This window comes from Dyella dinghuensis (genome assembly GCF_003977615.1).
Classification (GTDB): domain Bacteria; phylum Pseudomonadota; class Gammaproteobacteria; order Xanthomonadales; family Rhodanobacteraceae; genus Dyella_B; species Dyella_B dinghuensis.
This window is the reverse complement of sequence record NZ_RYZR01000002.1, coordinates 417765-442051: the sequence shown is the minus strand read 5'-3', so window position 1 is coordinate 442051 and position 24287 is coordinate 417765. Positions and strand designations below refer to the sequence as shown.

Sequence of the window (24287 nt, the reverse complement as noted above, 5' to 3'; positions counted from 1 at the left end):
ACCAACGCGTCAGATCTTGAAGGCCATGGTTGCCTCGACGGCTTGCTTCCAGCCTGCATACAGCGCTTCGCGTTTTGCTTCCGGCATGACTGGTTCGAAGCGATGATCAATCGCCCATTGACGCGCGATATCTTCGCGGCTTGGCCAGAATCCGGTCGCCAGACCTGCGAGATACGCCGCACCTAATGCGGTGGTTTCTGGGACCATCGGACGCAGCACGGGCACGTTGAGAATGTCGCTCTGAAATTGTCCGAGGAATTCATTCGCGATGGCGCCACCGTCGGCGCGCAATTCTTTCAGCTGAAGACCGGCATCGGTTTCCATAGCGTCCAACACGTCGCGCGTCTGATAAGCCATCGACTCCACCGCGGCGCGGATGAAGTGCTCTTTCGTCGTACCACGCGACAGACCAAATACGGCACCGCGCACATCGCTGCGCCAATAAGGAGCGCCCAATCCAACGAAAGCCGGCACCATGTACACGCCGTCGTTGGATCCAGCACGTTCCGCATATTCCTGTGAATCGCTGGCTTTGCCCAGCATGCGCAAACCGTCGCGCAACCACTGGATCACGGAACCGGCGACGAAAATGCTGCCTTCCAGCGCGTATTCCACTTTGCCGTTCAAGCCCCAGGCAATCGTTGTGAGCAAGCCATTGTTAGATGTCACGGCTTTCTCGCCGGTATTCATCAGCATGAAGCAGCCGGTGCCATACGTGTTCTTCGCCATGCCCGGTTCAAAACAGGCTTGACCGAACAACGCTGCTTGCTGGTCGCCTGCCACACCGGCAATCGGTACTTCGTGACCAAAAAAATGCTGACTTAGTGTATGGCCATAGATTTCACTGCACGAACGTACTTCGGGCAGCATGGTGCGCGGCACGTCCAGCATCGCCAGCAATTCATCGTCCCACTGCTGTGCGTGGATGTCGTACATCAAGGTGCGCGATGCATTGGTGTAATCGGTCACATGCGCTTTGCCGCCAGTGAGATTCCAGATCAACCAGGTGTCGATGGTGCCGAATAACAGTTCGCCACGTTTCGCACGATCGCGCGCACCTTCCACACGATCGAGTATCCATTTGACTTTGGTACCGGAGAAATAAGCGTCGATCAACAAGCCGGTCTTTGCGCGCACCATCTTGTCGTAACCGGCGGCGATAAGCTCATCGCAAATCTCGCGCGTCTGGCGCGACTGCCAAACGATCGCGTTATAAATCGGCTGTCCAGTGGCTTTGTCCCAGACCACGGTGGTTTCGCGCTGATTGGTGATGCCGATACCGGCAATCGCATGCGCGTGCACCTGCGCATTGTTCATGACTTCGGTAATCGTGCTCAGCACGCTGGTCATGATTTCGCGCGGATTGTGCTCCACCCAACCCGATTGCGGAAAAATCTGCGTGAACTCGCGTTGTGCGATGCTGACGACGGCTCCCGCCCGATCAAACAGGATCGCACGCGAACTTGTCGTGCCCTGATCGATGGCCAGGATGTATGACTTGTCCATGAAACGGCTCCAGTGAAAGTCAGGCTACGGTCTGCACGCGCGATTCAACACGCAGACCATCAAATGCAATTAGCGATTCGTCGGTTGTTGTTGTGCGCGTTGACGAGCAGGCAGGAACGGATAGATCAGCCACTGGTACGCAGCGGCGCCGACAATGCCGCCGATCAACGGACCGATGATGGGAATCCACCAGTAGTTGTCCGGTGCCGGCAGCGCCGAAGAGCCCCAGCCAGCGAAATAGGCAAACAGGCGTGGTCCGAAGTCGCGTGCCGGATTGATGGCCCACGCTTCCAGATAACCCATCGATGCGCCGATGGTCGCCACCAGCAAACCGATGATCAGCGCACCTGAATTCGCACCCGGCGCCATTTCGTTGTATTGCTCGGTGATGGCGAAAATGCCAAGCAACAGAAACGCGGTGAGAATGACCTGATCGACCAACGCGTGCATCGGCGTAACGAACGATCCGGGATGCGTGAAGAATACGCCTGCCGCCCCACCCACCTCGCGCGTGAGTTGATGCACCTGGTTGTAATGATCGATCACCGGCGCGAACAACACATACACGATGGCAGCACCGACGAACGCGCCCACGACCTGCGCGATGCTATAGGGAATAACTTTCTTCCATGGGAAACCGCGGAACATCGCCAGCGCCAGTGTCACAGCGGGATTGGCGTGTGTGCCGGATACCGACCCGGTCACGTAAATCGCGATGGTCACCGACAGGCCCCATGCAATGCACACGCCCCAGTACGCGTTGGCGTACGGACTCGGGTCATACAGCACGTACATGCAGGCGACGGAGTCGCCAAGGCCGATGATGATAAAGGTGGCCATAGCCTCGGAGATCAATTCGCCGATGCTTTGCCGGTTCATAGCCGCACCTTCGCCATGCGTGGGACGTCGAACGAATGGGTTGCCTGGTTCAACATGGTGTTCCTCTCATAGTGCTTCCTACTCCCTGCCCCATCTTTCCCTGCCGTCATGGCAGCAAATGGTCGACGAACAAAGAAAGCGGTGATTCAAGCAAACGAAGCGCGGTGTGGCGATGCGTCCGCAAGATACGTCGTCAGGCGTGCCGCTTGCTCGGCGTTGAAGCGTAAGCCGAGCTTGCTACGACGCCAGAGCACATCGGCCGCATCCACCGCCCATTCCATCGTGCGCAGATAATCCACTTCGGCCTGATACAGATCAGCGCCGAAATGTTCCCCTAGATCTTGCAAAGAACGGGCTTGTCCCAGAATACGCGTTGTTCGGCTGCCATAGCTATGCACAAGGCGCCACGCCAATGGCGCTGGCAACCATGGGTGCGACGACTGCAATTCGTGCTGCAATCGGTCGACATCCTGCCGCTCGCCACCAGGAAGCGGATGGCCTTTGGACGTCCATGCTTGCGATGCTTGGGGAAACAACGACCCCATGCGATCCATGGCTTCCTCGGCCAACTTTCGATACGTGGTCAGCTTGCCGCCGAACACGTTGAGCAAGGGCGCGCCCTGCTCATCCAGTTCAAGCAGGTAATCACGTGTGACTTCCGAGGCATTGCCATTTTCATCGTCCACCAATGGACGCACACCGCTGTAACTCCACACCACGTCGGCCGGCGCAATGCTGCGTTTGAAGTAGCGATTGGCCGCCTCGCAGAGATAATTCGTCTCTTCGCCATTGATATGTGGCGAGGACGGGTCGTCGTGATAATCCATGTCAGTGGTGCCGATCAGCGTGAAATCATGCTCATAGGGAATGGCGAAGACGATTCGGCGATCCGGTTGTTGAAAGATGTAAGCATGCTGATGCTCGAACAGGCGCGGCACCACAATATGACTGCCCTTGACCAGACGCAGCGCGTGATCGTGCCCAACCTTCGCGACCTGATCGAGAAACTGCACGGCCCACGGGCCGGTCGCGTTGACCAGAACCTTGGCACTGACCGTCGAAACTTCACCATGCGCTGTTTGCAATTGCGCGGTCCAGCCATCCGCACCGCGACTTGCACTGACACAGCGCGTGTGCGTGAAGATCGTCGCACCCCGTTCCATCGCATCCATCGCATTGAGCACGACAAGCCGCGCATCCTGCACCCAGGCATCGGAATAGATGAAGCCGGTATGGAACTCATTGCGCAACGGTGGACCGGCTTCATGACGTTTCAACGCCACGCGTCGTGATCCAGGTAGCGTGCGCCGGCCTCGGCCAAGGTTGTCGTACAGAAACAGACCCAGACGGATCAACCACGCCGCACGCAGATGCGACTGATGCGGCAGCACGAAACGCAGTGGCCAGATGATGTGCGGTGCGGCGCGCAGCAACACTTCGCGCTCGGCCAGAGCCTTACCTACCAGCGCGAACTCATATTGCTCCAGATAGCGCAGGCCACCGTGAATCAGCTTGGTACTGGCGCTTGACGTATGCGCCGCCAAGTCGTCGCGCTCGCACAGGCAGACCGAAAGCCCCCGCCCTGCTGCGTCGCGCGCAATGCCCACACCATTGATGCCGCCACCCACCACCAAAAGATCAAACTGCTCGGTCATTGCGCGTCCTTTGTCTTAAGCGCGGGATTCTTCCTGCCGCGCTTCCTCGAGCGTGAGCGTGGTCTCGGGAATTTCCATCAGTCGGGCGCGCGGAATGGGTTTGCCGCTCTTTTCGGAGTAACCGTACGTTCCTTGATCGATTCTTATCAACGCGCGTTGCACGTCGGCAAGCCGTTTCAGATTTTGATGATATTGGGCTTCATCGTTTTCCTGGATCGCCATCCTCTCCGCACTATCGGCATCCTCCTGCGCCTCTCCTCCTGCCTCATATTGCAGCGTCTCTTCCTCGGCGGCAGACGCATCGGCGATGTCCACCAACTCGTCACGCAACTGGATCAACCGCTTCTTTTGATCCTCGATAAATGCTTTGTCAAAGACGGGGGACGGATGCTCATGGTGGCTCATGACGGTTTCCTCTGCCGGGGGATGAGGACGAGTGTCAGACTGTAAACCCAAGTGACCCCCGGATACTCTAGGGAACGTGCAAATTGCTTCGGTTTTAACGCGTGACCGGCCAGAATATGTACGGAAATGACGGATATGGCTAAAGCCAACCGCGTATTGTCCTGTCCCACCTGTCTGTGTCTTCCCCCTTGAGGTGGATTCGGTAGGTGTCTCCTTCCTCGATGTTCTGGCCCGGCCCCAGGGCGAGAACTTCGCAGCAGCCATATAGGGTGGTCATCTCATGAGCGATCCACGTTCGACGACGCCGTCAGCGAAACACTATGCCGTCACCCACACGGATGCCGAATGGCGCGCGTTGCTTACGCCTGAGCAATACGCAGTGCTGCGCGGCCACGGTACGGAGCGCCCGGGAAGCTGTGCGTTGCTTTATGAAAAACGGCCCGGCGCGTTTGTATGCGCAGGCTGCGGTCAGCGCCTGTTCGCTTCGACGACCAAATTCGAGAGCGGAACCGGCTGGCCGAGCTTCGACACACCGCTACCCGACGCTGTTGATACGACCGAAGATCACAGCTTCGGGATGCAGCGCACGGAAGTGAACTGCAGCCGCTGCGGAAGTCATCTCGGACACGTATTTCCGGATGGCCCACCGCCATCGGGCTTGCGCTACTGCATGAACGGTGTGGCGCTGGACTTTGTGCCGGACTGATTCGCGATGCGCGCGCTCACTTGCCCAACTGCAGGGACAGCGGCGCATTCGATCCATCGATGACACCGCGCGCGCTTTCATGCGGTGCCGGCCCCTGTAGACGAATCTGCAGCGCCAGATCGGTACGCGAATCGGCGTGTTCCAGTGCCTCGGCATAACCGATCGTGCCGGCGGCATAAAGTGCATACAGCGCCTGATCGAAGGTCTGCATGCCGACTTCGCTGTTCTGCTTCATGGCTTCGCGAATCGTCGCGATCTCGCCCTTCTCGATCAGGTCTGAAATATACGCGGTGACCAGCAACAATTCGACGGCGGGAACGCGCGTGCGGTCCACCGCATGCAGCAGCCGCTGCGAAACGACGGCCTTGAGGTTGAGCGAAAGATCGATCAACAATTGATGCCGCGCGGTGTCGGGAAAGAAATTGAGGATGCGATCCAGCGTTTGATTCGCGTTGTTAGCGTGCAGCGTGGAGAGGCACAAGTGGCCGGTTTCCGCGTACGCAATCGCCTGTTGCATGGTCTCGCGATCGCGAATTTCGCCGATCATGATCACGTTGGGTGCTTCACGCATGGCATTACGCAGCGCGTTGGCATAGCTCAACGTATCGATACCGACTTCACGCTGATCGATGATCGATTGATGGTGCTCGTGCAGATATTCGACGGGATCCTCGATGGTGAGGATATGACCCGCGCGATTCCGATTGCGATAATCGAGCATCGAAGCAAGCGTCGTCGACTTGCCCGAACCGGTAGCGCCAACGACCAGAATCAACCCGCGCGGGAGCATCACCAAGTCACGTAGCGTTGGTGGCAACCGCAGAGTATCGATCGAGGGAATCTCGGTGGTGATGTAACGGATCGCAATGGCGACCTCGTTCCGCTGCCGATAAATATTGACGCGAAAGCGACCAATACCTGCCGGTGCGATACCGAGATTCATCTCGAGTGTCGACTCGAAGTCTTTTTGCTGCCGATCGTTCATCACCGAATAGGCGATGGCATGCGTATCGATGGGAGTGAGCACCTTATCGCCGATAAAGCGCTGAACGCCCGCAACGACTATGGCCGGCGGCGCACCGTGGCTCAGGTAGAGATCGGACGCACGCTCGGATGCCATCGTCGCGAGCAGATCGGAAATATCCATACCCTAACTCCCCGCGACACATGGTTACTGATGCGTATCGCCCTACTCTAGGGTGGCGTTTGCGTGGCGGCAAGGACGGTATGCCTTTAGACAGACGGCTGAAATAAACTCAGCCAGCGAGCTTGGTGCGAATCATCAGGACATCTTCTTTTCAAAATAACTTTTCTTGCGGCGTTACTTCTTCACGATAAACCATAGAATATACATTAGATTGTATTTTTAAATACATGAATAATAAAGATATATTAGGATGATTTTGGAATATCATTGCCGCGGCATTGGCGGCGTCTGACTATCGGCTTGGGCTACAGCAAAGGCTCGCATCATGATTCCCCGCTTTACCGATCACGCCGCCAACGAGCGCACCTATCTCGCATGGGTTCGCACGGCCATTGCCGTGATGGCCTTTGGTTTCCTATTGGAAAGATTCGATATCTTTCTGTACTACGTCACCCGGAGTGCCAGCCAAACTCACCCCGTCTTGCACGTTCGAGCCTCCGAATGGCTCGGTTTGATTCTTTTGTTATTTGGCGCATTGATCATTTTGTTCGCGACGCTTCGGTTTTATCGAAACCGCACATTGATCACTAGCGAGGAATCGACTTCGTATGGCGGAACATTCTTTGAGCGTCTAATGGCAAGCTCGCTGATCGCCGTGGCGGTGTTCCTGATCGTGTATGTCGCGGATGAAATATTCGCGTTGAACTGAGCCATGGAAAGATGGCGGAAGCCATCCGGATAAATGAATCGCTTCCGCCGTCCTTTTCGCTCAGAACCGCTCGCCCACCATCGCTTCACTCTTGACCCAAAGCGCCTTCGCACGCTCCGCATCGAGCGCGTAGGGACGAACGCCTTCGCTCACCGCACCAAGGTTGGGATCGGTGACGAGTTCGCCGACATGGCAGTCTTCGCAGTACTGTGCTCCCACATCGTTTGCGTCCGCTACCGCCGCCGCCCATACGGATGTCGCCGCACCTTGTGGAACGGACTTCAGCACAAACGGTGCCTTGCCTGCGGCCCTGTTCTCTTCGTTGACTTCGTCGACACGCCGCTGGAACGACGCTTCGTCTGGATAGATGTGACGCCCCAGTTCGGTTCTAATACCGCCCGGGTGCACCGCCGTCGCACGAACGCCGCGATGCTTGTGGCGCCGATCGAACTCCACCGCAAACAGAATGTTGGCGGTCTTGGAGCGGCCATAGCCAACGAATTCCGAATAGGGTGTGTGTTCGAAATTGGGATCGTCCAGATCGACATCGGCAAACCGATGACCGGCCGAAGAAAGGTTCACCAATCGGCCGCCATCTTTGATGAGCGACGCGATGCGATTGACCAACACAAAGTGGCCCAGATGATTGGTACCGAATTGCGTTTCGAAACCGTCTTCAGTCAAGCCGAACGGACACGCCATCACGCCGGCGTTGGCGATCACCACGTCGAAACGCTCGCCGCGCTCCAGTAGCCGATCGGCACAACGGCGCACACTGGCCAGAGAGGCCAGATCCAGTTCGATCAACTCCAAACCACCTTCCCCGCGTGCATCGGCGCGGACGCCCTGGATTGCCGATTCCGCCTTGGCGAGATCGCGTGCCGTGCCAACCACCCGCGCGCCATGGGCTGCCAAAATGCGGGCCGTTTCCACGCCCAGGCCAGCCGACACGCCAGTTACCAGAATGCGTTTGCCGCTGAGGTCGATGCCGTCCAGCACCTGGTCCGTTGTTGATGTTGCGTCGAATGTCTTTGTCATAAATGCCTCTTTTTGCTTCAAAAGTAGCCGGGACGGCTTACCGTCTGTACCCGTGGAGATCAGGGTCCGCTATGATCACGGAAAACCGGAGGATGTCTCCGAATATTTATATGGAGGATTCCTCCGTTTTACAAGGGGTACCCATGGCGACCACGAAAAAAAGTTCGAGCAACCCGCGCAAACCGCGCGCGGACGCGGAACGCAACCGCCACCTCCTGACGGAAGTGGCGAAGAAAGCGTTTGCGGAACACGGCGGCGATGTCACGCTCGATGAAATCGCCAAGCGCGCAGGCGTGGGCATCGGCACGTTGTATCGGCACTTCCCTACCCGCGACGCCATGCTTCAAGCGGTTTATCGCCATGAGGTGGAACAACTCGCCGCAGCCGCCACCACCCTGCTTGAAACGATGAAACCGCTGGACGCACTGCGCGCGTGGCTGCGCCTGTTTGCCGAATACATCGGGACGAAGAAGATCATTGTGCAGGCACTCAACGCCGCGACGAACGACAACACCGAGCTGTTCGAATATTCCTCAACGCAAATCAACGTGGCGGCGAATCAGCTGATCTCGTGCGCCATCGAAAACGGCGATGTACACCAGGACGTCCGCGCGCTCGATCTTCTCTACGCAGTATTCGGATTTTCCAAAGCCAACGATCAGACCGATTGGGTTCCGCGTGCGTATCGGCTTATCGATATTCTGATCGCCGGGCTTGCGAGCGAGAACGCTCAAGCGAAGTGAGGCCGCGCCTGGAATGGCATAGCACACATGCGACCGCGCCCAGAAAGCGCACGCTCAAGTGTGCGAGTATTTGATACTCGATAGCGAGTTTGATCAAAGAGTGTGGCAATGGGTGCAAAGCGTATGAAGAATGGGTCCGCGGGAAAGCGAACCATGCTGTGTCTGCTGATCGGCATGATCGTGGGGTCGCAAGGCATTTGGGTTACATCCTTGTCTGCACAAGGTTCCAATGTCCCTGTCGGGACGCAGCGCCCGCTGGATCAGCCCCAACCGCCTCCAGGTGCTGGCCCGAGCACCGCCACGATCGATGCATGGCAGGACCGCAAGTTCGGCATGTTCATCCACTTTGGCCTGTATTCCATGGCTGGCGGCGTGTGGAACGGCCATCGCGTGGACAACGGCTATAGCGAGCAGATCCTCGCCAATGCGCCGATACCGCCAAAAGATTACGACGCGTTGGCAAAACGCTTCGATCCGGTGAATTTCGATGCCGATGCGATTGCCGCCCTCGCCAAGGCCGCAGGCATGAAGTTCATCGTTATCACCGCCAAGCACCACGATGGGTTCAATTTGTTCCAAACCGCGCAAACACCTTATAACGCGGTCGATGGAACGCCTTATCACAAAGATATCGTCAAACAACTCGCTGATGCCTGCGCACGCGCTGGCCTGAAGTTCGGCGTCTATTATTCGACGATCGATTGGCATCATCCGGGTGGAAACACGTATATCGAAAGCAATAGCAATCCGATCACGCCTGGGCAGGAAGCATTCAATGTGGCGCAGCTCAAGGAGCTGTTGAGCCACTACGGGCCCATCGCCGAAATCTGGTTTGATATGGGTAAGCCTACGCCAGCGCAAAGCACGCACTTCGCGCAAACCGTGCATGCGCTGCAACCGCAAACCATGATTTCAGGCCGCGTTTGGAACTATCGCGGCGACTTCGCTGTGATGGGCGACAACAGCGAGCCCGATGTCTCGGTGGAATTGCCGTGGCAAGCGCCGGCTTCGATGTTTCCGGAAACATGGGGTTATCGCTCCTGGCAGCCCAGGACGGATTTGCCAGGCAAGATTCGCGAGAACATCACACGATTGGTTCGTGTCGTAAGCCAAGGCGGCAACTACATTCTCAATATCGGCCCGGAAGGCGATGGTTCTGTGGTGCCTTACGAAGCGCAGGTGCTTCATGGCATCGGTGCGTGGCTGCAGCGTAACGGCGATGCCATCTACGGCACGCGCAAACAACCGTTCACCGCGCTGGACTTTGGCTATGCGACGGTAGGCCCTCACGCGATCTATCTGTTCGTGACAAAAATGCCTCCGGACCACCAGCTTCATCTACCCGGATTGACCGACACCGCGCTAGGCCGCGCGTATCGACTTGGGTCGCCTGAGAACACCGTTGAAATTCATCACGATGCCGATGGCGTAAGCATTCCATTGGATCGTCTGCCGCATTGGCCGGTAGCGGATTCCGATGGCACGAATGTCGATTCTTTCATGCCAGTTGTAGTGCTGCCCTTCAAGGGCACGCTTCGTGTGCGGCCGCAGGCTATCGCGGCAGCGGACGACGGAAGCTTTCATCTGCAACCTGCACAGGCTGCGCACTATCTCAACTACAACGGTGAGGGCTACGAAGATCCCTCCACGCTCTACAAACTGGTGTGGCAGCTTGATGCGAAAGCATCGAATTACTCCGTCAACATCAGCTACACACCTTTGCCTCAGCCCGCGCAGATGGATCTGTGGGTGGACGGCCAGCGCTATCCGATGAACTCGGCAAGCACCGTTGCAGGTAACCACAACGTTGCCAGCCAAACAATCGAAGTGCGCCGGGACCGCAAGGCGCATCCCTACGCGATGCAGCTGGAGCTTACGCCGCGCTCGCCGTTCGAACAGGGCACCCGCCTTCCAGTAACCGTCACGTCCGTCGAGGTATCGCCGACGCGCTGATTCGCGTCGGCAACCTACCCTATTCCATCACGCGCTGGTAACGCTCTTGGGCGTTACCAGCCGATGCCGAATGCCATGTGCTCCGGTTGTTGCGTCGTGATCGTGGTGCTCTGGTTGTTGTTGTCGTCATACGAGAAACCGTATGCCAATCCACTGACCGAGTGTTGGTGCCAGAACCACGAATAGAAGTTCGCCGGTGAAGACTGATAATAGGTTGACGCCTTCGCCCAATTCGCGGGGGTAAGCAATACGCCACGATTCGTCGCCGCGCAGATCTGATTTTCCAATTGCAGCTGTATGGCGTTCTCATCCTGTTGCTGCGGCGAACTTCCCGCAACACCGCTCGCCATCGTGCCTGCACACTCCAGTACATCCTGCGTGGACGGTTGTTGCACAACGAAGCTCTCGCCGACATTGGCCGCAGCGGGATTTACCTCCGTAAAGGTGATGGTCGATCCGGCAGCGCTGCCGCTGAACTGGCGCCCATTGAGGGTTAGCGTCAGCGGCGTGGCACTGAACTGTGCCCATGCACTTGCGATGTAGCTATCGAAATAAGTCCCGTTGGTTCCACCGGCATTGAAGGTAGTTTCCGCAGGCGAGAGGATGCGCAAGTTGCTGGGCGCCGGTGTGTTGAACGCGGCCGGTGTTTGGCTGACGTATTCCTGGTCGAGGTTGGCGATCGACTCGTTGATACCTACCTGCATGTGATAGGTCTCGTTGGCTCCCCACACATCCAGCAGCAGTGGCAAACCGAACTGATTGACCTGCGTCGTGTTGATAAAGATGCCGCCGTTTGTGCCGTAGGTGAACTCGTACCAGTCGTAGTGGACGTTGATGTTGGGATCGGTGTTGTTGAGCGGATTGGGACCGGCGTAGCCGTTGTTGCCGCCGTTCGCACCAGCCATGACCGACATATAAAGCGGGCTGCCTTCCGAAATGTAGATACGTCCAGATGTCAGCGGCGGCAGCAACAGTTGATGGTTGGCCTGGGCAAGCGTGAACGCGTAATTGGGATACGTCTGCCCGTTCGGCGCGACCAGTGCGTTGGCAGCCGTGTTGTCCGCGACATTGGCGGGCGTGACGGTACCGTCGTAGTTAACCCACGAAAGCGCGCCGGTGGCAGGATCGTTGCCGAGGATTTCGACGTAGATCTGGTTGTCTGCCCATGCACCGCCGGTGTTGTTGTTGAGATCGGTGGCAATGACGCCGGGAACGACCGTGTACGCAGGTGCAAGATTGACGTTCAACGTTGCGGCCGACGACGTCGCCGACCCGGCGGAGTTGCTCACCGAGACGGTGAAAGTGCTGGCGTTATCGGGATACGTGGTGCCCGGCGTGGTGTAACTCGCGCTGGTAGCACCCGTAACGGCGGCGCCGTTCTTGTACCACTGATAGGACAGCGAACCACCGCTGGCTGTCACGGAGAAGGTCGCCGTGCGTCCGATTGTGACGGTTTGACTTGCCGGCGCGGTGGTAATCACCGGTGCCGTTACCGTGCCAGAACCTGATCCTGACGCCGGTGTCGTCGTGATGGCCGTGTTGGAAGCGGGAGACGTGCCACCCGCATCGACTGCTTCGACGACATACGAGTATGCGGTCGATGCGGTCAAGCCGGTATCGCTGTAAGCCGTTGCAGTCACGGCATTGACGATGGGCACACCGTTGCGTATCACGGTGTATGTCACACCAGACGTCGCCGATGCAGTCCAGCTCAAGTCAACTTCACTGGACGATGCAGCCGTTGCCGTCAGGTTCGTCGGTGCAAGCGGAATCGCCATCGTGCTGGCGCTGGCTTGCGCCGTCGGCGCCGACGTGCCGGATGTATTGGAAGCCTCCACCACGTAGTAGTACGTCGTGTTCACCGTCAGGCCGGTATCGGCATAGCTGGTGCTCGTTGCCGTGCCAATTTGATTGGCGCTGGAAGGCGTAAAGCCGGACGTCGTGCTGCGGAAGACGTCGTAGACCACGCCTGGCGCCGACGACGCCGTCCAGTTCAAATTGATCTGACTGGCGGAAGCGGATGCCGCCGTCAGGTTGCCCGGTGACGCGATCGGCGCGGAGACGACCTCGATGCCGTTGATCTCGGCGTTGTCGGTAATCGTGGTGAACTGCAGCTCGATCTGGCCTTGTGCGTTAGCCGTCGCCGTAAAGGGCTCGACCACGGCAATGTCCTGGCCTCCGGTGGTCGCGATGATGTCGAAGTTGCTCAGCACCTGCGTGCCGTTGATGCCGACGTTGAAGACTCGCTGCCCCGGCTTGGTCCAATAGAACTCGTCGAAGTGCAGACGCACGGTGTAGCTGGCGCCAGCGGTCAGACCCGGAAGCGTGTAGGCGAAGTTGTTGCCGGAACGCTGATGCTGGTAGACCGATTGCGGCGCAGGATTCGTCACACCGGACGTATTGATCGTCGAACCCGTGCCGGACGTACCGCCGCCGTTGAAATATTCGTCAGCAGCATAGTCACCCGCTGCGGTGCCGCCAGCACTGATCGCAAGCACATCCGAGCCACAACCCGAGGCGCAGTTCACATCGAACGTGGTGGCGGTAGCGGTATTGGACGCCATCGACGTACCCGCCGAATCGACCGCCTCGACCGTGTAGGAGTAAGTGGTCGTGGATGTAAGGCCGGTATCGCTATAGGTCGTTCCGGTCAGGCTATTGCCAACCGCCGTTCCATTACGGAACACCGTATACATCACTCCCGGCGACGCCGAGCCCGTCCAGCTCAGATTGATCTGACTGGAAGAAGCCACCGTTGCGGTCAGATTCGACGGCGCATTGGGCGGCGTATTGGTCGCACTCGCCGCTTGCACTTCGATGCCGTTGACAGCGGCATTGTCCTTGACCGAGACGTACTGGAGCACGATCTGCCCCTGCGCATTGGCCGTCGCCGCAAACTGCTCGACGACTGCAATGCCCTGCCCGCCTGCGGCCGCGAAGATATCGAAGTTGCTCAGCACCTGTGTGCCGTTGATGCTGACGTTGAACACGCGCTGCCCAGCTTGAGTCCAATAGAATTCATCGAAGTGCAGACGCACGACGTAATTTGCGCCTGGCGTCAGACCAGGAAGCGTATACGTGAAGTTGCCGAAGCGCTGATTCTGATACACCGACTGCGGTGCGGGATTGGTGATGCCATTGATGTTGATCGTTGCATTGGTACCCGATGGCGTACCGCCATTGAAATCTTCATCGGCAGCGAAGTAGCCGGCTGCAGGACCACCCGCACTGATCGCGATCGCATCCGGACTGCTGCAGTTCGTCGTGCATGTTGAGACAGGCGTCGTTGCCGTCGCTGTGTTGGAAGCCGCCGAGGCGCCTGCCGCATCCGTCGCTTCGACGATGTAGTAGTAAGTAGCCGCAGCCGCCACCCCGGTATCCGAATAGGTGGTTCCAGCCGTGGTGGCAATCTGGTTTGCGCTGGACGGTGTGAAACCGGCAACGTTGCTGCGATAGATGGTGTAGCCGATAGTGCAGCCGCTTCCGGCCGTGCTCGCGCCCCACGTCAGGTTCACCTGATTGGCGGTGCTTGCGCCCGCAGCGAGTGTGCCGGGTGTACCCGGAACAGCGTTGCAGCTGTTCTGTTGTACGGCGAGCGTGGCCGCGTTACTGATCGTCGTGCCAAACACATCGCTGACCGCCACGCTGAAGACTGCGCCATTGTTGATCGCCACGGTCGCCGGTGTGGTGTAACTGGACGACGTTGCGCCGGGAATAGCCGTTCCGTTTTCAGACCACTGGTAGGTCAAGGTGCCAAGGCCGGTCGCGGTCACGTTGAACGTTGCTGGTTGTCCCAGAGCCACAGCCTGATTGGCAGGTTGCGCCGTAATGACAGGTACGGTTCCAGCATCGGTACCCGATACACACAATGTGGCGCCGGGATAGTTATTGGTGACCTGATAGTTGGATGTGCCGTCGAAACTCACCACCGCGGTCTTCGTGGAATCGTTCGGATCGACCGTCGATGTCCACGTACTCCACGTTCCTGAAAAAGCGGTGGTGTTGTTATTGACACCACTGATGGTGAACGCTTCCGATTGCGTGGGCAGACGCATATTGATGCTCGCGCAATACGTCTGCGCACTCACGCCGGTGAACTGCGAACCCGGCGTCGTGTCGGTCATCACGGTGCGCGTCCAAGTCAAACCGGTCAGGTTATCCGTCACCAGATTGGGCGTCGATGCATTGACCGTGTATCGATCCGTTGCGGTACAACATTGCGCCACGTTGTAGACCTGAAACTCGTAGACCGAGTAGCCATACTGCGTCGCGCGCTGTATGCCCAGCAGCCGGATATAACGACCGGTGACCGTCGGGAAGTTGAGCGTTTCCGTTCCACCCGCACCGGCGTTGTTCGTGTACGCCACGTTCCAGGTGGGATTGGTTGCCGGATCGGCGTTGGTATACAGGATCTGATACTGGGTCGCATACGCGTTTTCCCAGTTGATGATCACGGTATTGAACGGCTGCGCCGAACCCAGGTCGATCTGCAACCACGACGGATCGACGCCGGGAACGGCTGGCGTAGGCGGTGCGCCGGCCGTTGCGGAACCCCAACGCGTGGACAGATTGCCGTCGACCGCGTTTTCCGGCCCCAGGCATCCCGTGCCCGTGTACGGCGGCGTTGTCGTTCCGTCATTGCACGCATTCTGCGTACTGCTTGACGTCGCCAACGTGTTCAGCGCGAGATTGACACCCGGCGGCGCAAGCGTGATTTGCGCTGCGTTGCTGGTGGCAGCCGTGCCCGCGTCATTGTTCACCGTGACGGTGTATGCGCCCACGTTCGCGGCGCTCACCGCAGGAACCGTGTAAGTCAGCGTATTCGACTGTTGCGTGCCACTGGTGAGAATGGTGGGAGTGCCTCCCGGCGGCGTGAACTGCCACTGATACGTAAACGGCGGAGACCCGGCAACAACGGCCGTGAATTGAACAGGCTCGTTGACCGGCGCAATGGCGTTTGCAGGCTGCGTGGCAAACGAAACGGCTGTTGCAGCGCCGACCGTCACCACTGCGTTTGAAGATTGAACCGCGCCGAGGTCATTGGTAACCACGACATAGAAACTCGCACTACCCGCTGCGGTAAAGACCGGCGTGGTGTACGACGCTTGATTAGCTCCTGCAATGGCACCCGAACCCGTCTGGTACCACTGATAAGTGATCGCGGGCGAACCCGTTGCAGCTACCGTCAGTGTGGCCGACTCGCCAGCCACCACCACTTGTGAAGCAGGCTGTGTGGTGATGACCACGTTGGCGGGCGCATCGACGCTGAGCGTGACAGGTGTCGACGTCACGGTGCCAACGCTATTGGTAATCGCCACCGTGTAGGTATCGCCGTTATTGGCGGCAGTCGTCGCGGGTGTCGTGTATGTGGCGCTCGTTGCACCGGCAATCGGACCGTTTACGTCCGACCACTGATACGTGAGCGTGCCCGAACCGGAAGCGACAACACTGAACGTCGCCGTATAACCTGATGTCGTCGCCACGCTCACGGGCGGAACGATGATGACGGGCGTCTGCGATTGCGATTGCGACGAAGCCGGCGGTGCCACCGACGTCAACGTAACACTGGCGCTTTGCAGATTGGGCGAAGTCGCCGTCACAGTGACGGTGCCGGGCGTAAACGTACTGCGCAAAGCAATCTTCTGCAATCCGCCTTCGAAGTTCAGTTCCGGATCGCCGGGCGAGTGGAAGAAGGCGTAAGGCACGCCTTGGATCACCGTGCTGTTCGCTTGCGAGAAGGCATCCTGGTAATAGCTCGTCCACGATGGATCGGCAACGAGTTGTTGTGTGCCGCCCATATAGGTGGCGGGTCCGGAGACGGAGAACGTGACATTGTCCTGTGCTGTCGGCACGAGGTTGCCATTGGCGTCTTCGACCTGTGCCACGACAAAGGCGGCATCCGAACCGTTGGCCGTCCACTGAAAGCTCGTGCCGTCCGGCTTGGTCACGTCAGGAACGACGCTGAGAACAATCTTGCTTTCCGTTCCCGCCGTCGTGCGCGTATCGCTCACACCGGCAACCGGATTGCCATTCGCATCCAGACATTGTGCGGTGACGGTGCCGGGCGCCCAGTTCACCATCCAGTGAACCTGCCCTGGCATAACCGTCGTGCCCTGCGTGAGATCCGTGCTCGAATTGACGTTCCACGGATTGGGCGTCTGATCCTGAAGCAATGTGCCGGTAACTGGATCAGCAGGAACGCCATTGATGAGCAGACGCACGCCCGGGCAATTGCTGAAGGCGTTTTCCTGAATCGGCGTGCCTGCGGTGTATTCGTACGCACGGTTCCAGTGATGCGCGAGGTGAACGACCGGTTGAACCGAATACGGAATCCAGTTGGCCTGATAGATGTAGTAGAGCAATCGCGGAAAACGATTCGCATCGGTCGAGGAGTAACCCAGCGAACGCACGAAGTTCACCATGTTCGGTTGATTCTGATATTCGGCCCACAGGCTTACCTCGCCCGGCGACTCGGCGAAATACCATTGCGCCATGCCGAACGCATTCGCCGCCCTTCCCCGGCGCCAATCGTCGAGATACGGCGCTGCAAACGCGAGTTCATAGTCATAGGCGAGACCACGGCCGGTGCCCATGTTGTCCCAATACTCGGCGCCAAATGCCGGATTGTTCGGGTTCTGCTGTTTATTACCGGCTTCGCAACCTGCGCCATCGCATTCGTCGATCAAACCGTAGGATGGACTGTATGTACGGTCGGCACTCCCGCGCGGATTAATGTTGTCCCACGTGGTCTCGATCGTTCCGAGCTCCGTTGCAAGCAACGGATTCATGCCGCCGTTGTCACGCTCCCAATCGAGAACGGAAGGATGACTGCGATCGCGGATGATCATGTCGCGATGCAGCTCCTGCTTCAGCTGCAGATCGTCAGCGGTCGGATTGGAACTCGCATTCCAGTAACCTTCGCCGTCGCCGCTCGGCTGGTCGATCATGATGCCGTAAGCATCCGCAGCGGCCACTAACTCTTCACTGCTGGTGGAGTGCCCAGGACGCCATACGTTGCCACCCTGCGCCGCAATCTGCGCCATGTCGCGCCATACCTGTTCGTCGGGAACCGACGATCCAAGCCCGGGATAGTCGTAGCGACCCGAACCGCCCCACAGATAGACGGCGTGACCGTTGAAGTAAGGGAAATTCGCATCCCATGTAATCGTGCGAATGCCCAAGGTGTCCTGCGTCGAATCGACTACGACGCCGTTCACGCTGACGATGTGGTAGACCTTGTACAGATACGGCGAACCGCACAATACCGGCGGCGTTCCGCAGGTCGCATTGTTCGGATACCACAACGTCGGATTGGGTACGGTAATCTGCTGATCGAACATCGGCGTCGCGCCGGACGGAAACGTGCTTGCCGTCATCGCCGGCACGGCCTGCGTGACCGGTGGCGCCGTGACGACAACGTTGCCCTGCGCATCGACAATCTGCGTCGTCAACGTGACTTGCTGCGTCGTCGATGTCTCGTTCACCACATTGGTTTGCACGTCGACGATGGCCGACGCGGCCTTTGCCGTGCCTTGCGCTGCAGGAACCTCCGACACCGTTCCGACATAAGTACCCCACGTCTTCTGGTTCGAATAAACATTCGGTGGGATATGAATGGGATTAGTAACGTAGAGCTTCACATTGCGGAACAGTCCCGCCATGGCCTGACCGAAACGAAACGCGCCGGAAAAGTTCGGCGTCTCAAACCATGAGGCACCGCGCGAAACGTCGATGGCGATGACGTTGTCTGTTTTTCCATCCGCAACGATGTATGGCGTCAGATCGACAACCACCGGGATGAAGCCCACTACGTGGGTCGCCTGCGCATCGGCAGTGACTGCGCTGACGCCAGGTAATAACGTACCGTTTATGAAGATCTGGATGCCGGTGTGCGAACCTTGCACATTCAGCAGGAATTTCTTGCCTGCATAGGTCGGGTCTACTTTGAAATGCAGGCGGTACCAGTTGTAGTTACCCGTCAAAGACCCCTGCCCGCCACCCGAGGTCTGATTGATGAAGGTGCGCGAGATGTTTGCATCGTAGGGCAAGCCCACTTGCGTCCAGGTGGCACTCGTATCGGAGCTCTCGTTGAAGCCAGTCGTCGAGTAAGCGGTCGAATTATTAGTGTTCTCGAACCACCAGTTGCTCTGCGGTGCATTCGACGCCGAGCTGGCGTTCCCGATGTATTGTGGAATGCCCGCGGCGAGATTGATCGTTTGGCGTTGCGATGCGGGCAGCGTCGTTTCTACCTGTTGGGCATTGGCGTGGCCCGCTGCCATCAGAGTCAGCAGCGCAGCAAATACCGCGCAAAACGCCCGCATTGCGTCCGCATTTATGGCGCGGTTTCGCATGGTTCTTAGGCGGTGGATAGCTAGACTGCACTTCGAAGCTACGGCATTCCAATACGTATGCAGTCCCACGGTCGTCCCCTTTTGCGATCCAGCCCTCGAACAAAAATATGTGGCGAGCCACATATTTTCCGTCAGACGGTTGCAAGCCACATCACGACGAATTCGTGCTATCTGGCTTGGTACCGAATGAACCCCTATTCAGGGTCGCCGAATCATCCGCACTGCTTGCAATTACCGCAATGCAAAAGAGAACGTTTTTACGCACACTTTCGTGTAAATAGTCAGGGATTGGGATGCAGTTATCATTTAGATGTCTAAATTTTAGACGTCTAAATTTTTGGAAATTCGAATTGCAATATAAAAGAAATAAACGAAGCTTTCGATGCGCTTCGATATGACGAGCGGTTTCGTATCAGATGCGAAAGATCAAACCGCATCACTCGATCACGAGTAAGTCACTCGATAACAGGCCATGCGTAGCGAGCGATGTTCCTGACGGACGCCGGTATTGCGGCATCGTGCTTGCGCGATCGTTTGACGATGTTCATAGCGGCATCGGCCTTGTTCAGTAGCGTCTGGGCGTTGGCGCAACCTGGTTCCGCCACAACCACGCCGACGCTGGCACCCTCGTAGTCGATAAGCGCCGAGTCCAATTTGAAGCGCCCCTTGGTGGCGCTTTCGATTCGCCGGGCTAATGCGGCGCCGGCCTCTTCGGCCCTTTCCCGCTGTTCCACTGCCAGCACCACAAACTCATCGCCGCCAATACGTCCAGCGATATCGCTGTCGCGCAGCATTCGCCGCAATCGCTTCGACACGGCTTGTAGCAGCAGATCGCCAACGTCGTGCCCGTACCGGTCGTTGATCGGCTTGAAGTTATCGAGGTCGACAGAGGCCACGATCAACGCCTGATCATCCTGCCCGGATGCAAGGCGTCGCTGCATTTCTTCCAGCATCGCGCGCCGATTGGGCAACTGTGTCATGGCGTCGGTCAGGACCGTCGTTGCGAGGGAGGTGTTGGCTTGCTGTAACGCTGCAAGCAACCGTTCGCGTTCGACCTGTTGGCCGATCAATTGTGCGAAAAGTGCCTGAAGATGCGTGGATGTCTCCGAACACGTCCTACGTTCGTCGCTCGCAGCACAGAGGGTTCCAAAAAGCTCACCACCTCGCCCGCGAACAGGCGCGCTCGTATAGGTGACGAGTCCCAATGCCCGGCCCATGTCGCAATCGCCCCACTGCCCTGCAACGTCGTCCGTGTAGAACCGGCCTTCGTCCAATGCGCGTTTGCATAGGGCGTTTTGCCAGGGTGCGGACAGGCCTTCCGGAACGGTCAGGCGATGGGTGTTGCGGGCGTACAGGACATGAAGAACTCCCGACGACTCGTCCAGCCTGGTCAGATATGTCGACTCCATCCCGGTGGCCGTCTGCAGCAGCTCGAGGAGCGGCCGCGCCAATGCCTCCAGCGTGTGGGCGTGCGTCACCGTGGCGACCAATGCGCCAAGGAGACTGGGTGGAACAGTTGTGCGGACAAGGTGGTTCATATGCATGGATATCGGCCGCTGACGAGAGGCCTTGAAGCTCAGCGTGCTACGGAATGTCCACTCGCGAATTGCGCGCCGGGAGACTTCGCGATTTTCGCCGAGGAATGATCGGCCGCGCATCATCGAGCGGGAGTTTCCACGTAGGGAGGAAAACCCCGAGATCGCCGTAAGTAAATGAATTTGTGGGTTTTATGTGCAAAAAACCGCCGCGCCGGTGATTTTGCGTACCACTTACCCACCGATGGCCGCCCACCCAATCACAGAGCGGTGCATGAGCGATCTCACTAATGAGACCGCTCACGTCACTCAGGAAGATGTTGATCAATAACGCCGATCAACAACGAAATCGGCACGACAACCGCGATTCACCCAGATGCCGTTAGGTTGCCAGCCCCAGCTGTCTCCCTGTCGGCAGCTCGCGCTGGACAACTGTCTGACGATGCGAACGCCACCGCCGCGGCCGATATTGGCAGGGCACATGCGATAGCTGTTGCCACTGCTCTCGCAACGAATTTGAACAGCACCGCCGCCACCCGGGGGGCGCCCCCACCCGCCGCCACGAGCGTCTGCAAACTCGGCACGGCATCCACGGTCGACCCAGATGCTGCCGCGGTCGAAGCCCCATGTCTGGCCGCGCACGCAACTTACCTGGGACTTCTGTTGTATCAGTTGCGCATCGCGCCAGGCGACCGGACAACGGGCGAAGCGGTTGTCGTTGCTGGCGCAATAAACGTTTGGCCTGGGTCCCTGTGCATGCACGACAGGCGCTGTCGCCTGCAGCGATATTCCGACGACAAATGCAGCTATTGCAGAAAGTGAAACTTTGCCTGGGTTGCTCATCATTGCGCTCCTTTTCGAACAAGTCGTTAGCACGGCTACGCGGATGATATTCGCTTCGGTTGCTTTCCTATGAAAGCCAGCACTCGTCGATCGCTGATTATCGAGTCATCCCTGGACGGTAGCATTGATGCGCAGCGAACCACGCATCAACGCAATTGAATGAAACGTTACGGCGCCTTACCGGTCTTCAGTTGCTGGACAATAGCAAGCGACTTCTTGACGTGATCTTCGGGATGAAGATGATCGGCTTCCGATGAAAGCGTCGCGACGATCTTGCCGTCAGCGCCAATCACAAACGTGGTGCGTTCAATGAAGCCGTGATCGATGGCGACACCGCGCACGTCTTTCGCACCGGCTTGGGCGCCTTCCGTTTTCAGGTTGAACGACGATGCAATGCTGCCGTCGGCATCCGATGCGACCGGGAATTTGCCAGCGCAGTAGTTCGGGTCGGATGAAAACGTGTTGAGGCGCTTGATGCTGTCTTCCGACACGCCAATGATGGTGGCACCGGCGGCATCGAATTTACCCTTTTGACTGGCAAAGGTATGCGCTTCGATATCGCAGCCGCCCGTGTACGCCGACGGATAGAAATAAACGACGACGGGACCCTTCTTCAACGCTTCTTTGAGGGAAAACGTGAAGTCCTTGCCCGCCAAGCTGGCCTGTGCGGTGAAATCGGGGGCCTGCGCGCCTGTGCTCAGCGCGGCGAACGCGGATGTAGCGAAAATCAGCGAGGTCGCGATCACACCTGCGGCAATCGACGCTGCGAGATACTTTTTCATTACGGCTTTCCTCTGGATATGTTCGATGAAGCGAGGGATGAAAATCCGATCAGCTACGCATCCGTACCTTGCGTGCGAGCTTTGTGTCGACCCTATCCACGTTTTCGTGCGCAGAATGAGGCTTGGTGTGAGTGCCGTTTTGCCGTGCCGAGGTTTTATCAGCGGCATCCTTTAATGCGTGTGAAGGATGGGACTTGACCAGCGCCATGATTCGTTCCGCATCGGCAGGTGTCGCTGGATTGTAGATCACCATGCTGAGGTCAGGTCGCCCATCGACGGCAAACGCCGAATATTCCATGGAAATCAACCCAAGCTGCGCGTGCCGCAGGTATTTGGTACCCTGCCCGTAAGCCTGGACATCATTGCTGCGCCACATCTGCGCAAAATCGGGGCTGCGCTCGCTGAGTTCTTCAACCAGTGCCTCTATCTCCCTGGAAGCACCCGCCCGCGCTGCATCGGCACGGAATGCGGCGACACAGAATCGCGCGACACTTTCCCAGTCGAGCTGCGCTTCGCGGACGTGAGGGTCGAAGAAGATGAGGCGCAGTATGTTTCGTTGGTGAGCCTCCAGCGCGTCGTAATCGCGTAGCACCACCGAAGCCGCTCGATTCCACGCGATGACGTCCCACGTGGCCGTTTTTACAAAGGCAGGCGTAAATTCGAAGGCGTCGAGGACGCGCTGAAGGCGTGGCGTCACCCCATCGATCGCGTGATAGCGCACTTCAGGCGTGCGCCCAAGGGCAAGCAGAAAGATGTGTTCGCGCTCCACGTCCGTCAGCATCAACGCGCGCGCGATGCGATCGAGCACATCGGGCGATGGTGCACCGCCTCTTCCCTGCTCGAGCCACGTGTACCAGGTGGCACTGACGTTGGCGCGCTGCGCGACTTCTTCGCGCCGCAGCCCGGGTGTCCGCCTTCGTTTCATCGGAAAACCAAGGGCCGCCGGATCGAGCTTGGAGCGCCGATCCTTGAGGTAGTTGCCAAGCGGATTGTCGTTGGAGCCAGGCATGGTCAACCCGTCAGTTCAGCCCAAGAGTTAAGGCTGTTAGTCGTTATACCCGTATAACGCCACTACTTTACCCGGATAGCTTACGAGCTGAGAGTAACCCTCGTCTATAACCGGAGGATGTAACCATGCGTGTTTTTGTTACCGGCGCGTCGGGATGGGTGGGCTCTGCCGTTGTCAAAGAACTTGTCGCGGCAGGACACAAGGTGATCGGCCTCGTACGCTCGGATGAAGGCGCCAAGTCGGTCGCCGCGGCGGGTGCCGAGGTCCATCGCGGCGACCTGAACGATCTGGATAGCCTGCGTCGCGGCGCAGCCATGTCAGATGGCGTCATCCACACCGCCTTTATCCACGACTTTTCGAAATTTGCGGAAAACTGCGAGATCGACAAGCGTGCCATTGAAGTCATGGGTGCCGAGCTTGCGGGCTCGAATCGACCGTTGATCGTGACATCCGGAACAGGCTTGCTTCAGGCCGGCGGTACGGTCACCGAAGATACGTTACCTCCCGCGTCTGCGGCGATTCCGCGCGTTTCGGAACAAACGGCTTTGGCCATGGTGCCGCAAGGCGTGCACGCTTCGGTCGTTCGTCTGCCGCCATCGGTTCATGGCGAAGGCGATCACGGATTCGTTCCCATCATTATTGGAATCGCCCGCGAAAAGGGGCAATCCGTTTATATCGGCGAAGGCAACAATCACTGGCCTGCTGTGCATCGGCTGGATGCGGCGCATTTGTACAGGCTGGTACTTGAGAAAGGTTCTGCCGGATCCCGCTATCACGCGATTGGAGATCAAGGCGTACCGTTCCGGGATATTGCAACCGTCATCGGTAAACGCCTGAATATCCCCGTCGTCAGCAAGACGATGGAAGAAGCGACCAATCACTTCAGTTGGTTCACGCATTTTGCGGCGATGGGAAATCTCGCGTCGAGTCAGCGCACGCGTGAGGAATTAGGCTGGCAGCCGAAAGCGATCGGTCTGATCGCCGATCTCGATAATCCTTACTACTTCAAAACCTGAGCGCGACGCG

General features: G+C 58.1%; 16 protein-coding genes. 5 read left to right on the top strand and 11 right to left on the bottom strand.

What is annotated here, in order from left to right; translation table 11 throughout:
- Positions 1–9: 9 nt before the first annotated feature.
- The 4 genes from glpK to EKH79_RS03010 all read right to left on the bottom strand — a co-directional run bounded on the left by glpK (position 10) and on the right by EKH79_RS03010 (position 4445).
- Entirely contained in the window at positions 10–1506 is a 1497-nt protein-coding gene (glpK, locus tag EKH79_RS03025; RefSeq protein ID WP_126672297.1) for a glycerol kinase GlpK, read from the bottom strand.
- 69 nt (positions 1507–1575) lie between these two features.
- Entirely contained in the window at positions 1576–2385 is an 810-nt protein-coding gene (locus EKH79_RS03020; RefSeq protein ID WP_126672296.1) for an MIP/aquaporin family protein, read from the bottom strand.
- Positions 2386–2531: 146 nt separating this feature from the next.
- On the bottom strand, positions 2532–4040 hold the full coding sequence (gene glpD / locus EKH79_RS03015; RefSeq protein ID WP_126672295.1) for a glycerol-3-phosphate dehydrogenase: 1509 nt from the start codon (positions 4038–4040) through the stop codon (positions 2532–2534).
- 15 nt (positions 4041–4055) lie between these two features.
- Entirely contained in the window at positions 4056–4445 is a 390-nt protein-coding gene (locus EKH79_RS03010; protein WP_126672294.1) for a TraR/DksA family transcriptional regulator, read from the bottom strand.
- Between the two features lie 280 nt (positions 4446–4725).
- Here EKH79_RS03010 and msrB point away from each other — a divergent pair, with 280 nt between their 5' ends.
- Positions 4726–5151 (top strand): peptide-methionine (R)-S-oxide reductase MsrB, encoded by a 426-nt coding sequence (msrB, locus tag EKH79_RS03005; protein ID WP_126672293.1) that lies wholly within the window; start codon positions 4726–4728, stop codon positions 5149–5151.
- A gap of 16 nt (positions 5152–5167) precedes the next feature.
- Here msrB and EKH79_RS03000 read toward each other — a convergent pair whose 3' ends face one another.
- Positions 5168–6298, bottom strand: coding sequence for a PilT/PilU family type 4a pilus ATPase (locus EKH79_RS03000; protein ID WP_126672292.1), 1131 nt, complete (start codon positions 6296–6298; stop codon positions 5168–5170).
- Between the two features lie 325 nt (positions 6299–6623).
- Between EKH79_RS03000 and EKH79_RS02995 the strand changes: the two genes are divergently transcribed.
- A complete protein-coding gene (locus EKH79_RS02995) occupies positions 6624–7007 on the top strand; it encodes a YidH family protein (protein ID WP_126672291.1) in 384 nt (127 codons plus the stop codon).
- A gap of 60 nt (positions 7008–7067) precedes the next feature.
- Here the strand turns inward: EKH79_RS02995 and EKH79_RS02990 are convergent, their stop codons facing one another.
- A complete protein-coding gene (locus EKH79_RS02990; protein WP_126672290.1) occupies positions 7068–8045 on the bottom strand; it encodes an SDR family NAD(P)-dependent oxidoreductase in 978 nt (325 codons plus the stop codon).
- A 143-nt stretch (positions 8046–8188) separates the two neighbouring features.
- On the opposite strand from EKH79_RS02990, the gene EKH79_RS02985 reads away from it, so the two are divergent.
- Together EKH79_RS02985 and EKH79_RS02980 are read left to right on the top strand one after the other, a co-directional pair.
- The gene (locus tag EKH79_RS02985) at positions 8189–8788 is read left to right on the top strand and encodes a TetR/AcrR family transcriptional regulator (RefSeq protein WP_126672289.1); all 600 of its coding nucleotides are present in this window, start codon (positions 8189–8191) and stop codon (positions 8786–8788) included.
- A gap of 153 nt (positions 8789–8941) precedes the next feature.
- Positions 8942–10741, top strand: a complete 1800-nt coding sequence (locus EKH79_RS02980; protein ID WP_233590154.1) for an alpha-L-fucosidase — start codon at positions 8942–8944, stop codon at positions 10739–10741.
- A gap of 53 nt (positions 10742–10794) precedes the next feature.
- Here the strand turns inward: EKH79_RS02980 and EKH79_RS02975 are convergent, their stop codons facing one another.
- The 5 genes from EKH79_RS02975 to EKH79_RS02955 form a co-directional block, all read right to left on the bottom strand.
- Positions 10795–19062, bottom strand: coding sequence for a beta-1,3-glucanase family protein (locus EKH79_RS02975; RefSeq protein ID WP_199754099.1), 8268 nt, complete (start codon positions 19060–19062; stop codon positions 10795–10797).
- A gap of 485 nt (positions 19063–19547) precedes the next feature.
- Positions 19548–20630: a GGDEF domain-containing protein gene (locus EKH79_RS02970; RefSeq protein ID WP_126672287.1), complete on the bottom strand. Its 1083-nt coding sequence runs from the start codon at positions 20628–20630 to the stop codon at positions 19548–19550.
- A gap of 321 nt (positions 20631–20951) precedes the next feature.
- Positions 20952–21470 carry a DUF3011 domain-containing protein gene (locus EKH79_RS02965; protein ID WP_126672286.1) on the bottom strand — a complete coding sequence of 173 codons (519 nt, stop codon included), beginning with the start codon at positions 21468–21470 and terminating at the stop codon, positions 20952–20954.
- Between the two features lie 167 nt (positions 21471–21637).
- Positions 21638–22252, bottom strand: coding sequence for a peroxiredoxin (locus tag EKH79_RS02960; protein WP_126672285.1), 615 nt, complete (start codon positions 22250–22252; stop codon positions 21638–21640).
- 49 nt (positions 22253–22301) lie between these two features.
- Positions 22302–23261 (bottom strand): helix-turn-helix transcriptional regulator, encoded by a 960-nt coding sequence (locus tag EKH79_RS02955; RefSeq protein ID WP_126672284.1) that lies wholly within the window; start codon positions 23259–23261, stop codon positions 22302–22304.
- Between the two features lie 125 nt (positions 23262–23386).
- Between EKH79_RS02955 and EKH79_RS02950 the strand changes: the two genes are divergently transcribed.
- The gene (locus EKH79_RS02950; protein ID WP_126672283.1) at positions 23387–24277 is read left to right on the top strand and encodes an SDR family oxidoreductase; all 891 of its coding nucleotides are present in this window, start codon (positions 23387–23389) and stop codon (positions 24275–24277) included.
- The last annotated feature ends 10 nt before the right edge of the window (positions 24278–24287 follow it).

Excerpts from the sequence above, each read along its gene's own strand:
- glpD (WP_126672295.1), bottom strand. The coding sequence starts at position 4,040 with ATGACCGAGCAGTTTGATCTTTTGGTGGTGGGTGGCGGCATCAATGGT.
- EKH79_RS02965 (WP_126672286.1), bottom strand. The coding sequence starts at position 21,470 with ATGAGCAACCCAGGCAAAGTTTCACTTTCTGCAATAGCTGCATTTGTC.
- EKH79_RS02995 (WP_126672291.1), top strand. The coding sequence starts at position 6,624 with ATGATTCCCCGCTTTACCGATCACGCCGCCAACGAGCGCACCTATCTC.
- EKH79_RS02960 (WP_126672285.1), bottom strand. The coding sequence starts at position 22,252 with ATGAAAAAGTATCTCGCAGCGTCGATTGCCGCAGGTGTGATCGCGACC.
- EKH79_RS02950 (WP_126672283.1), top strand. The coding sequence starts at position 23,387 with ATGCGTGTTTTTGTTACCGGCGCGTCGGGATGGGTGGGCTCTGCCGTT.
- glpK (WP_126672297.1), bottom strand. The coding sequence starts at position 1,506 with ATGGACAAGTCATACATCCTGGCCATCGATCAGGGCACGACAAGTTCG.
- EKH79_RS02980 (WP_233590154.1), top strand. The coding sequence starts at position 8,942 with ATGCTGTGTCTGCTGATCGGCATGATCGTGGGGTCGCAAGGCATTTGG.
- EKH79_RS02990 (WP_126672290.1), bottom strand. The coding sequence starts at position 8,045 with ATGACAAAGACATTCGACGCAACATCAACAACGGACCAGGTGCTGGAC.
- EKH79_RS02970 (WP_126672287.1), bottom strand. The coding sequence starts at position 20,630 with ATGAACCACCTTGTCCGCACAACTGTTCCACCCAGTCTCCTTGGCGCA.
- EKH79_RS03000 (WP_126672292.1), bottom strand. The coding sequence starts at position 6,298 with ATGGATATTTCCGATCTGCTCGCGACGATGGCATCCGAGCGTGCGTCC.
- EKH79_RS03020 (WP_126672296.1), bottom strand. The coding sequence starts at position 2,385 with ATGAACCGGCAAAGCATCGGCGAATTGATCTCCGAGGCTATGGCCACC.
- EKH79_RS02955 (WP_126672284.1), bottom strand. The coding sequence starts at position 23,261 with ATGCCTGGCTCCAACGACAATCCGCTTGGCAACTACCTCAAGGATCGG.
- EKH79_RS03010 (WP_126672294.1), bottom strand. The coding sequence starts at position 4,445 with ATGAGCCACCATGAGCATCCGTCCCCCGTCTTTGACAAAGCATTTATC.
- EKH79_RS02985 (WP_126672289.1), top strand. The coding sequence starts at position 8,189 with ATGGCGACCACGAAAAAAAGTTCGAGCAACCCGCGCAAACCGCGCGCG.
- EKH79_RS02975 (WP_199754099.1), bottom strand. The coding sequence starts at position 19,062 with ATGCGGGCGTTTTGCGCGGTATTTGCTGCGCTGCTGACTCTGATGGCA.
- msrB (WP_126672293.1), top strand. The coding sequence starts at position 4,726 with ATGAGCGATCCACGTTCGACGACGCCGTCAGCGAAACACTATGCCGTC.